Source organism: Ancylobacter sp. G4_0304 (genome assembly GCF_047501495.1).
Taxonomy (GTDB): Bacteria; Pseudomonadota; Alphaproteobacteria; order Rhizobiales; family Xanthobacteraceae; genus Ancylobacter.
This window is the reverse complement of sequence record NZ_JAZDRM010000020.1, coordinates 46,174-55,130: the sequence shown is the minus strand read 5'-3', so window position 1 is coordinate 55,130 and position 8,957 is coordinate 46,174. Positions and strand designations below refer to the sequence as shown.

The 8,957-nt window shown below is 68.4% G+C and carries 11 protein-coding genes; 4 read left to right on the top strand and 7 right to left on the bottom strand.

Annotation, left to right across the window (positions count from 1 at the left end):
* Positions 1–52 precede the first annotated feature (52 nt).
* Entirely contained in the window at positions 53–382 is a 330-nt protein-coding gene (locus VRZ77_RS12980) for a c-type cytochrome (protein WP_414593076.1), read from the top strand.
* On the opposite strand, the gene VRZ77_RS12975 is transcribed toward VRZ77_RS12980, so the two are convergent.
* The 3 genes from VRZ77_RS12975 to meaB form a co-directional block, all read right to left on the bottom strand.
* Positions 360–992: a peptidase C15 gene (locus VRZ77_RS12975; protein ID WP_414593075.1), complete on the bottom strand. Its 633-nt coding sequence runs from the start codon at positions 990–992 to the stop codon at positions 360–362. The two genes, VRZ77_RS12980 and VRZ77_RS12975, sit on opposite strands and share 23 nt — an antisense overlap.
* Before the next feature lie 18 nt (positions 993–1,010).
* Positions 1,011–1,406 (bottom strand): response regulator, encoded by a 396-nt coding sequence (locus tag VRZ77_RS12970; RefSeq protein WP_414593074.1) that lies wholly within the window; start codon positions 1,404–1,406, stop codon positions 1,011–1,013.
* 141 nt (positions 1,407–1,547) lie between these two features.
* The gene (gene meaB, locus VRZ77_RS12965; RefSeq protein WP_414593073.1) at positions 1,548–2,540 is read right to left on the bottom strand and encodes a methylmalonyl Co-A mutase-associated GTPase MeaB; all 993 of its coding nucleotides are present in this window, start codon (positions 2,538–2,540) and stop codon (positions 1,548–1,550) included.
* A gap of 151 nt (positions 2,541–2,691) precedes the next feature.
* Between meaB and VRZ77_RS12960 the strand changes: the two genes are divergently transcribed.
* A complete protein-coding gene (locus tag VRZ77_RS12960; protein ID WP_414593072.1) occupies positions 2,692–2,895 on the top strand; it encodes a CsbD family protein in 204 nt (67 codons plus the stop codon).
* A gap of 66 nt (positions 2,896–2,961) precedes the next feature.
* On the opposite strand, the gene VRZ77_RS12955 is transcribed toward VRZ77_RS12960, so the two are convergent.
* From VRZ77_RS12955 to VRZ77_RS12945, 3 genes are all read right to left on the bottom strand, one after another.
* Positions 2,962–3,819 (bottom strand): branched-chain amino acid aminotransferase, encoded by an 858-nt coding sequence (locus VRZ77_RS12955; protein WP_414593071.1) that lies wholly within the window; start codon positions 3,817–3,819, stop codon positions 2,962–2,964.
* A gap of 10 nt (positions 3,820–3,829) precedes the next feature.
* Positions 3,830–5,212 (bottom strand): dipeptidase, encoded by a 1,383-nt coding sequence (locus tag VRZ77_RS12950; protein ID WP_414593070.1) that lies wholly within the window; start codon positions 5,210–5,212, stop codon positions 3,830–3,832.
* A 141-nt stretch (positions 5,213–5,353) separates the two neighbouring features.
* A complete protein-coding gene (locus VRZ77_RS12945) occupies positions 5,354–6,895 on the bottom strand; it encodes a helicase HerA-like domain-containing protein (RefSeq protein WP_414593069.1) in 1,542 nt (513 codons plus the stop codon).
* Positions 6,896–7,091: 196 nt separating this feature from the next.
* Between VRZ77_RS12945 and folP the strand changes: the two genes are divergently transcribed.
* Positions 7,092–7,943, top strand: coding sequence for a dihydropteroate synthase (gene folP, locus VRZ77_RS12940; protein WP_414593068.1), 852 nt, complete (start codon positions 7,092–7,094; stop codon positions 7,941–7,943).
* Positions 7,933–8,499, top strand: a complete 567-nt coding sequence (gene folK, locus VRZ77_RS12935) for a 2-amino-4-hydroxy-6-hydroxymethyldihydropteridine diphosphokinase (protein WP_414593067.1) — start codon at positions 7,933–7,935, stop codon at positions 8,497–8,499. The genes folP and folK overlap by 11 nt, the downstream gene beginning before the upstream one ends.
* Before the next feature lie 60 nt (positions 8,500–8,559).
* Here the strand turns inward: folK and VRZ77_RS12930 are convergent, their stop codons facing one another.
* Complete coding sequence (locus tag VRZ77_RS12930; protein ID WP_414593066.1) at positions 8,560–8,940, bottom strand: hypothetical protein; 381 nt, start codon at positions 8,938–8,940, stop codon at positions 8,560–8,562.
* Between the last annotated feature and the right edge of the window lie 17 nt (positions 8,941–8,957).

The window sequence follows — 8,957 nt, the reverse complement described above, 5'->3', positions numbered from 1 at the left end:
GAACCGGCCGCGGGGCGGAATATTTCCTTCTGACCTTCGCCGGGAAACCTATATGCCGCATTTTTATGCCGTGCCGCTCGTGGCGGTGTCGATGATGCTGTGCGCGCCCGCCTTCGCGCAGGATGCCAAGGCCGGGCGGGCGATGGCGTCCGCCCAATGCGCCGTTTGCCACGGCACCAACGGGATGTCCCAGCACCCCGAGGCGCCCAATCTCGCCGGGCAGGTCGAGATGTATCTCGCCAAGGCGCTGGAGGAGTTTCGCTCCGGAAAGCGCAGCAACGAGATGATGACGGTGGTGACGAAAGAGCTCAGCGATACCGACATCGCCAACCTCGCCGCCTGGTACGCCTCGATCGAGATTACCGTGCAGGTGCCGCAATAGACGCGCGACCCGCCCGCTGCCGGGCGGCGAACTGCGCCTCCAGCGCCTTCAGCACCATTTCCATGCCAAGGGCCATCCGCGCGCGGGGCAGGCTGGGGCGGGGCGAGGGGATGTGGACGAAGACGGCGAGCCGGCCGGGCTCGCGCCGCGCCCAGCCATAGGCCTCGTAGGCGAGCGCGTTGCAGATGTAGCGCCCGGCATCACGCGAGGCCCGCGCCGGCAGGCCGGCCTGCCGCAGGGCGTGGACCAGCGGCACCGCTGTCGCCGCGCAGGCGATCTCGCGCGGGCCGAAGCGCCGCAGCGCGCGGCCGGCGGGGCGGCGGCGCAGCACATCCGGGAAGCCGCCGGCATGGTTGACCGCGCGGGTCTCGATGCACAGCGCGCGCCGGCGCGCGGCGAGGCCGATCATCAGCACGATGTCCGGCTGGCGGCGCTCCAGCTCGGCGCCGAAGTCCCGCGCTTGCGCCCAGGTGGTGGGAAGCACCAGCAACTCGCGCGCGCCCTTGCCCGGCCGAACCAGCAGACGCGCGAGGGCGGCGGACGGATTGACCGGCGCGCCGGGAAAGCGGCCGAAGCCGGTGACGAGGATACGCGGGCGGATCGCGTTCATCGCGAGGTGGTGCGATGCTCAGGTCTCGGCGCGCGCGCGCGAGGCGATGGCGCTGCCGAGCGCGGCCTGAAGCTCCGCGAGCTGGAACGGCTTGCTCAAGAGCGGCTGGCCGCGCCATTCCTCGACGATCGAGCCGTCGTCATAGCCGGTGGAGAACACCAGCGGGATGCCCCGCCCGGCGACGGCATGGGCGATCTCGTAGCTGTGCGTGCCGCCGAGATTGATGTCGAGCAGGGCGATGTCGATGTCCTCGTGGCTGGAGCCGACGAACTCCAGCGCCTCGTCGATGCGCCGCGCGCTGCCGACGACGCGAGCGCCCAGCTCCTCGACCATGGCCTCGATCATCAGGGCCACGAGGGACTCGTCCTCAACGATGAAGATGCGCGCGCCGTTCAGGCGGTCCGGGCTCGTCATTGCGTCGCTTCCCCGTCTCCGGCGCTGTCGCCGGATGATCGCTGTCAAAAAATCAGGTGGGCCGAGGCGCGCGATGAATGCCTGCGGCTCTTCCATTGCCACAACACTACGGTTGAACTGCGGCGAGGCGCCACCATTGTCTCAAAATCCCAGCAGGCCCGCGATTTTTCCCGCGCCGCGCGCGGGCGCCAGCCGGCCGTCGGCCACGGCCTGCTCGATCTCCGGCACGCGGGCGCGAAGCTCGGGGGCGCTCGCCATGCGCGCGCGGAGGCGGTCGTCGAACAGGGTCCACATCCATTTCACCTGCTGCGCCCGGCGCTTGGCTGCGAAGGCGCCCGCCGCCCGCGCCCGCTCGCCATGCAGCAGCACCTGCCCCCACAGCGCGGCAATGCCCTCGCCGGTGAGGCCGGAATAGGTGAGCACCGGCACCTGCCAATGTGCTTCGCGTCCGCCGAGCACATGGAGCGCGGCGCGATATTCGCTCGCCGCCGCCTTGGCACGGACGGCATTCTCGCCGTCGGCCTTGTTCACCGCGACGATATCGGCGAGCTCGATGATGCCCTTCTTGATGCCCTGCAATTCGTCGCCGGCGCCCGGCAGCATCAGCACCAGAAAGGTGTCGGTCATGTCGGCGACCGCGGTCTCGGACTGGCCGACGCCGACCGTCTCCACCAGCACCACGTCATAGCCGGCGGCCTCGCACAGCAGCAGGGTCTCGCGCGTGCGCGCCGCGACGCCGCCAAGCGTGCCGGCGGACGGGGAGGGGCGCACGAAGGCGCGCTCGTCCATGGAGAGCCGCGCCATACGGGTCTTGTCGCCGAGGATCGAGCCGCCGGTGCGGGTGGAGGAGGGATCGACCGCCAGCACCGCCACCCGGTGGCCCTCGCCGAGCAGATAGGCGCCGAGTGAATCGATGCTGGTCGACTTGCCGACGCCGGGAACCCCGGTGATGCCGACCCGCGCGGCACGGCCGGTTTCCGGCAGCAGCAGCTGCAGCAGCTGCTCGGCGAGCGCGCGGTGGCTCTCCTTGCGCGATTCCACCAGCGTGATGGCGCGCGCCAGCATGGCGCGACTGCCGCCGCGCACGCCGTCGGCGAGCTGTTCGGGCGAGGGAAGGAGGGTGTTCTGGATCAAAAGCCGGACCTGCGCGTTATCAAGGTGATGCTAGAGCGCTTCCCGTCCGGATGGAACATCCGAACGTTTGGCGAGCGCTGTGGCCTCAAGCAGCCGGAGCGTCGCCTGACGAGGCCCGGCTCACACCATTCCCCGTATCAGGAGAACAGCGATGAACTGGGATCGGATCGAAGGAAACTGGAAGCAGATCAAGGGTCAGGTGCGCCAGCAGTGGGGCAAGCTGACCGATGACGACCTCGACCGCCTGCATGGCAAGCGCGAGGAGCTGGAAGGCGTCCTTCAGGAGCGCTACGGCCTCGCCAAGGACGAAGCCAAGCGGCAGGTCGACGACTGGGGCACCCGCTTCCGCATGTGAGGAACGTGCCCAAACTGACGAGATCATGGCCGGGCTCGTCCCGGCCATGACTGTTTCAGCGCCCGTTCAGCCGTGCGCGAAATCCCAATACAGTTCGCGGGCCTTGCGGAACACCGGGCCGGGCTGGAGGTCGCGGTCCTCGACGCGGGTGATCGGGGCGACCTTGGAATAATTGCCGGTGGTGAACACCTCGTCCGCGCCTTTGAAGTCGTCCCACTTCAGCGCCATTTCGCGCACCTCGATGCCCGCTTCGCGCATCAGCCCGATGCTGCGCAGCCGGGTAACACCGGCGAGGAAGGTGCCGTTGATTGCCGGCGTGAAGGCGACGCCATCCTTGACCATGAACACGTTGGCGGTTGCCAGCTCGGCGACATTGCCCAGGAAATCGCACAGGGCGGCATTGTCGAAGCCACGCTTGTGGGCCTCGACCAGCGCGCGGCCATTATTGGGATAGAGCGCGCCGGCCTTGGCGTCGGTCACCGCGCATTCGATGGTCGGGCGGCGAAACGGAGAGAGCGTGATCGAGGTGCCGCGCCCCGGCTCCGGCATCGGCGCCTCGTAGAGGCTGAGACACCAGCGGGTGGAGTCCGGGTCGGCGTCGACCGTGCGCGCGCCCGGGCTCTCCGCCCAGTACATCGGGCGGATATAGAGCGCGGTCTCGGGCGCGAACTTCTTCGCGCCTTGCCATGCCAGCTCGATCCACTGTTCCACCGGCACCACGGCCTTGAGCCCCATGGCGACGGCCGAGCGGTTCACGCGGGCGGCGTGGAGATCGATGTCGGGCATCACGCCTTCGAAATAGCGGGCGCCGTCGAACACCGAAGTGCCGAGCCAGGCGGCATGGGTGCGCACGCCCATGATGGCGACATTGCCTTCCTGCCATTCGCCGTCGAGGAAGGTCCAGGTCTGCGACCAGTTGCTCATGATGTTGTCCTCACGCCGCCAGCGCGGCGAGTATGCGCACCCAGCTGCGGATGCCCTTATGGAACGAGGCGAGATCGTACTTCTCGTTCGGGGAATGAATGCGGTCGTCGTCCTGCGCGAAGCCGACCAGCAGCGTGTCCTGCCCGAGCGTCTTCTTGAAATGGCCGACGATCGGGATCGAGCCGCCTTCACCGACGGTGACGGGGGCCTTGCCCCATTCGTCCGCCAGCGCCTGCGCCGCCTTGGCGAGGTCCGGGTTGTCGTGGGAGACCGCCACCGCGCGCGAACCCTCGCCGCCGAGGAACTCGACCTTGCAGTCGGCCGGGAGACGGGAGCGCACATAGGCGCGTACCGCGTCGCGCACCTGTACGGGGTCCTGATCGGCGACGAGGCGGCAGGAAATCTTGGCGGTGGCGATGGAGGGGATGACGGTCTTGGAGCCCTCGCCGAGATAGCCGCCCCACATGCCGTTGACCTCGAAGGTCGGGCGCGAGGAGATCATCTCGACCAGCGAGCGGTCCTTCTCGCCGATGGGATGGGCGAGGCCGATCGGGCCGAGGAAGTTCTCCGGCGTGAGGTCGAGCTTCGCCCACTCCGCCTTCACGTGATCGGGCGGCTCGATCACGCCGTCATAGAAGCCGGGAATGGTGATGCGCCCGTCGGCACCGTGCACCTCGCCGAGAATTTTCGCGAGCACGTGAATCGGGTTGGCGGCGGCGCCGCCGTAATAGCCGGAATGCAGGTCGCGATCCGCGCAGGTGACGACGATCTCGTCATGCATCAGCCCGCGCAGCGAGATGACGATGGAGGGGGTCTGCGGGTCCCACATGCCGGTGTCGCAGACGAGGGCGAGGTCGGCCTGGAGCGCGTCCCTGTTGGCGGCGAGGAAGGGCGGCAGGTTGCCGGAGCCGTTCTCCTCCTCGCCCTCGACCATGATGGTGACGTCCACCGGAAGCGTGCCGGCGACCTTGAGATAGGCGCGGCAGGCCTCGACGAAGGTCATGACCTGACCCTTGTCGTCGGAGGAGCCGCGCGCGACGATCCGCTTTGTGCCGTCCGGCCCGTCGACGATCTTCGGCTCGAAGGGCGGGTTGTCCCACAGGTTCAGCGGGTCGACCGGCTGCACGTCGTAATGGCCGTAGAACATCACGCGCTTGCCCGCACCCATCTCGGAGCGGCCGGTGACGATGGGGTGGCCGGGCGTGTCGTTCAGCGTGCTCTTGAGGCCGAGCGAGGCGAGGTCGTCGACCAGCCACTGGCCGGCACGGCGGCAGTCTTCGGCATAGGCGCGGTCGGTCGAGATCGACGGGATGCGCAGGAAGGCGAACAGGCGCTCCAGGCTGGCGTCGAGATCGGCGTCCACCTGCGCGAGAACGCGGTCGAGATCGGTCATTGGAAGGGTCCTTTTCCTGGAATTCTTACGCCGTCATCCCGGACGGCCAAAGGCGGTATCCGAGATCGCGCGAAACTGGAGAGCGATCCCGGCTCTGCGCCTCCGGCTGCGGCCGGATTGGCGACGAACGGACATGCATGCTCACCGGCGCCGCGCGCCGCCGAGCACGTTGCGTAGAATGGCCTTGGTGACCTGATTGGTGACTTCGCGCGCGACCTGCCGCGTGACCTGTTCGCCTACGCTCATGCGCCCGCGCGAGGGCGTGCCGAAAATGCCGCCGAGCACGCTGCCGAGCAGCCCGCCGCCGCCGGCATCTGCCTCCACCGGGGCGTTGGCGGGGCCCGGCTTCACGGTGCCGGATTTGCCGGCCGGCGGAGCCTCGTCGGCCGCGTTCTCCTCGGCGCGCTTGGTGAGGACCTCATAGGCCGACTCGCGGTCCAGCGTCTCGTCATAGATGCCCTTGAGCGGCGAGCGCTCGATGGCGAGCTTGCGCAGTTCCGGCGTCACCGGGCCGACGCGCCCGGCCGGCGGAGCGATCAGCGTGCGCTCGACCATGGAGGGCGTGCCGTTGCCTTCCAGCATGGAGATGAGCGCCTCGCCTTTGCCGAGCTCGGTGATGACCTGCGCGGTGTTCAGCTTCGGATTGGGCCGGAAGGTGTCGGCGGCGGCCTTGACCGCCTTCTGGTCGCGCGGGGTGAAGGCGCGCAGCGCGTGCTGCACCCGGTTGCCGAGCTGGGCGAGCACGCTCTCCGGCACATCGAGCGGGTTCTGGGTAACGAAATAGACGCCGACGCCCTTGGAGCGGATGAGGCGCACGACCTGCTCGACCTTCTGCAGCAGGGCTTTGGGCGCCTCGTCGAACAGGAGATGCGCCTCGTCGAAGAAGAACACGATCTTCGGCTTGTCCGGGTCGCCGACCTCGGGAAGCTCCTCGAACAGTTCCGACAGCAGCCACAAAAGGAACGAGGCGTAGAGCTGGGGCGAACCCATCAGCTTGTCGGCCGCCAGCAGGTTGATGGTGCCGTAACCCGAGCGGCGGTCCACCCGCATCAGGTCGGAAATCTTCAGCGCCGGCTCGCCGAAGAATTTGTCGGCGCCCTGATTTTCCAGAACCAGCAGCGAACGCTGGATGGCGCCCACCGTCGCGGAGGAGACATTGCCATAGGTGGTGGTGAGCTTGGAGGCGTTCTCGGCCGTGAAGGCGAGCATGGCGCGCAGGTCTTTGAGGTCCAGCAGCAGCAGGCCCTGCTCGTCGGCGATGCGGAACACCACGTTCAACACGCCTTCCTGCACGTCGTTGAGGTTCATCAGCCGTGCCAGCAGCAGCGGCCCCATTTCCGAGACCGTGGCGCGCACCGGGTGGCCCTGCTCGCCGAACAGGTCCCAGAACACCACGGGGAACTCGTCGGGCATGTAGTCGACGCCGATCTCCTCGCAGCGCTTGAGGATCCATTCCTGCCCCTCGCCGGGCATGGAGACGCCGGACAGGTCGCCCTTGATGTCGGCGGCGAAGACGGGGACGCCGGCGCGCGAAAACCCTTCGGCCAGCGTCTGCAGCGTCACGGTCTTGCCCGTGCCGGTGGCGCCGGTGGCGAGGCCGTGGCGGTTCGCGAGCTTGAGGGTGAGATATTCGGGCTTCTCGGACAGGCCGACGAAGATCTTGCCGTCGATATCCCCGGACATGCGCTTCTCCCGCGACCGAATTTTCGTGTGCCTATAGAGCGCAGCCGGGGCGGGTTCGGCAAGCGTGCCGGTGCGTCATTCCGGCCGAATACGCCGGCCGCGCGGGGAGGGTCGTATAGGCGGCTCTTTGGTCGCGCTTGCCTTCCGGCGCCCGGCGCGCGATGTCACACAGCACGATCCTCAAGGCCGGAAACGCATGGCTGCTCTCACCCCTCCCTCGCTCCGCCAGTTCGACGCGCGCGGCCGTACGCTCTCCTATGACGGGCGCGCGCTGGTGATGGGCATTCTCAACGTGACGCCGGATTCGTTCTCCGATGGGGGGCGCAGCGCGGCGCTGGACGATGCGCTGGCCAATGCCCGGCGGCTGGTGGCGGAGGGCGCGGACATTCTCGACATTGGCGGCGAATCGACGAGGCCCGGCCATACGCCGGTTCCGGCCGAGGAAGAGATGGCGCGCGTGCTGCCGGTGCTGGAGGCGCTGGCGGGCGATGAGGCGGTGAACGTGCCGATCTCGATCGACACCCAGAAGGCGCGGGTGGCGGAAGCGGCGTTGAAGCGCGGGGCGCATATCGTCAACGACATCTGGGGGCTGATGGGCGACCCGGAAATGGCGCCGGTCGCGGCCGCCCATGGCGCGGGCGTGGTGGCGATGCATAACCGCGCCGTGGTGGACGGCTCGGTCGACATCGTGGCCGACATGCTGGCCTTTTTCGAGCAGGCGCTGGAGCGCGCGGCCAAGGCCGGCATCCGGCCCGACCGCCTCAGCCTCGATCCCGGCATCGGCTTCGGCAAGACCTTCGAGCAGAACCTGAAGGCCTTGGCCAGCCTGAACGAAATCGGCCGGCTCGGCTTCCCGATCCTGCTCGGCACCTCGCGCAAATCGCTGATCGGCAAGGTGATCGACACCACGCCGGCGCAGCGCCTGCCGGGCACCATCGCCTCCAACGTCATCGGCATCATGGCCGGCTGTGCGATGATCCGGGTCCACGATGTTGCCGAGCATGTGCAGGCGGCGCGGGTGACGGAGGCGATCCGAAATGCTTCCTAAAGATCGGCCCGCTAAATCCTCGCCGCCCGAATTCTTCGTCCGCCGGCCGCGCAAGGTGCACAAGCGCATCGCCTATCTGTGCCTCGGCTCCAATCTCGGCGACCGCGCCGGCACCATGGCGAAAGCGGTGGGGCTGATCGCGCGGATCGGGCTGAAGATCATCGCGCGCTCCTCGCTCTACGAGACCCCGCCCTGGGGGCCGGTGCCGCAGGGGCCCTATCTGAACCTTGTGGTGGCGGTGGAGACCGAACTCTCCGCGCGGGAGCTGCTCAACATGGCGCTCGGCGTCGAGCACGCCTTCGGGCGCGACCGCACGCGCGAGGTGCGCTTCGGGCCGCGTACCATCGACATCGACATCCTGTTCTATGGCGACGAGGTGATCGCCGAGCCTGACCTCGAAATCCCGCATCCGCGCATGATGGAGCGCGCCTTCGCGCTGATCCCGCTTAGCGAGTTGGCGCCCGACCTCGTGATCGGCGGCGTGAAGGTGACCGACGCGCTGGCGGGGCTCGACCGCAGCGGCATCGTCAAGCTGGACCCGCTCGATGGCGCGTGAAAACGCAAAAAGGCGGTGGATCGCGCCACCGCCTCTTGCGACCGCTTCAACTGAAAACACTCAGCGGCAGACCTCGACGTCCCGGTAGAAGGGACGGCCGTAGCGGTCATAGAAGGTCTGGGGCTGGACCCAGCAGCGCGGCTGGTTGTTGTAGGCCGAGGCGGCGATACCGCCGAGCACCAGCCCGCCAATGACGCCGGCGGCGATGGCGGCGCCGTTATTGTTGCGGCGCGGGCCGTAATAGCCGCGCGGCGGGCCACCCCAGCCGCGGCCATAGCCGGGGCCGGGACCACCCCAGCCCGGACCGCCATAACCGGGGCCGCCCCAGCCGGGACCACCCCAGCCACCATGGCGGCCGCCCGCCGCGGCGGGCAGGGCGGCGAGGGTGAGGCCGACACAGGCGAGGGCGGCAATCTTGGTAGCCTTTGCGAAGCGGATCATGGCGATTGTCCTCAGTG

Bases quoted from the DNA above. Each gene is read 5' to 3' on its own strand.
- VRZ77_RS12980 (WP_414593076.1), top strand. From the start codon at position 53: ATGCCGCATTTTTATGCCGTGCCGCTCGTGGCGGTGTCGATGATGCTG.
- VRZ77_RS12975 (WP_414593075.1), bottom strand. From the start codon at position 992: ATGAACGCGATCCGCCCGCGTATCCTCGTCACCGGCTTCGGCCGCTTT.
- VRZ77_RS12970 (WP_414593074.1), bottom strand. From the start codon at position 1,406: ATGACGAGCCCGGACCGCCTGAACGGCGCGCGCATCTTCATCGTTGAG.
- VRZ77_RS12960 (WP_414593072.1), top strand. From the start codon at position 2,692: ATGAACTGGGATCGGATCGAAGGAAACTGGAAGCAGATCAAGGGTCAG.
- VRZ77_RS12955 (WP_414593071.1), bottom strand. From the start codon at position 3,819: ATGAGCAACTGGTCGCAGACCTGGACCTTCCTCGACGGCGAATGGCAG.
- VRZ77_RS12950 (WP_414593070.1), bottom strand. From the start codon at position 5,212: ATGACCGATCTCGACCGCGTTCTCGCGCAGGTGGACGCCGATCTCGAC.
- VRZ77_RS12945 (WP_414593069.1), bottom strand. From the start codon at position 6,895: ATGTCCGGGGATATCGACGGCAAGATCTTCGTCGGCCTGTCCGAGAAG.
- folP (WP_414593068.1), top strand. From the start codon at position 7,092: ATGGCTGCTCTCACCCCTCCCTCGCTCCGCCAGTTCGACGCGCGCGGC.
- folK (WP_414593067.1), top strand. From the start codon at position 7,933: ATGCTTCCTAAAGATCGGCCCGCTAAATCCTCGCCGCCCGAATTCTTC.
- VRZ77_RS12930 (WP_414593066.1), bottom strand. From the start codon at position 8,940: ATGATCCGCTTCGCAAAGGCTACCAAGATTGCCGCCCTCGCCTGTGTC.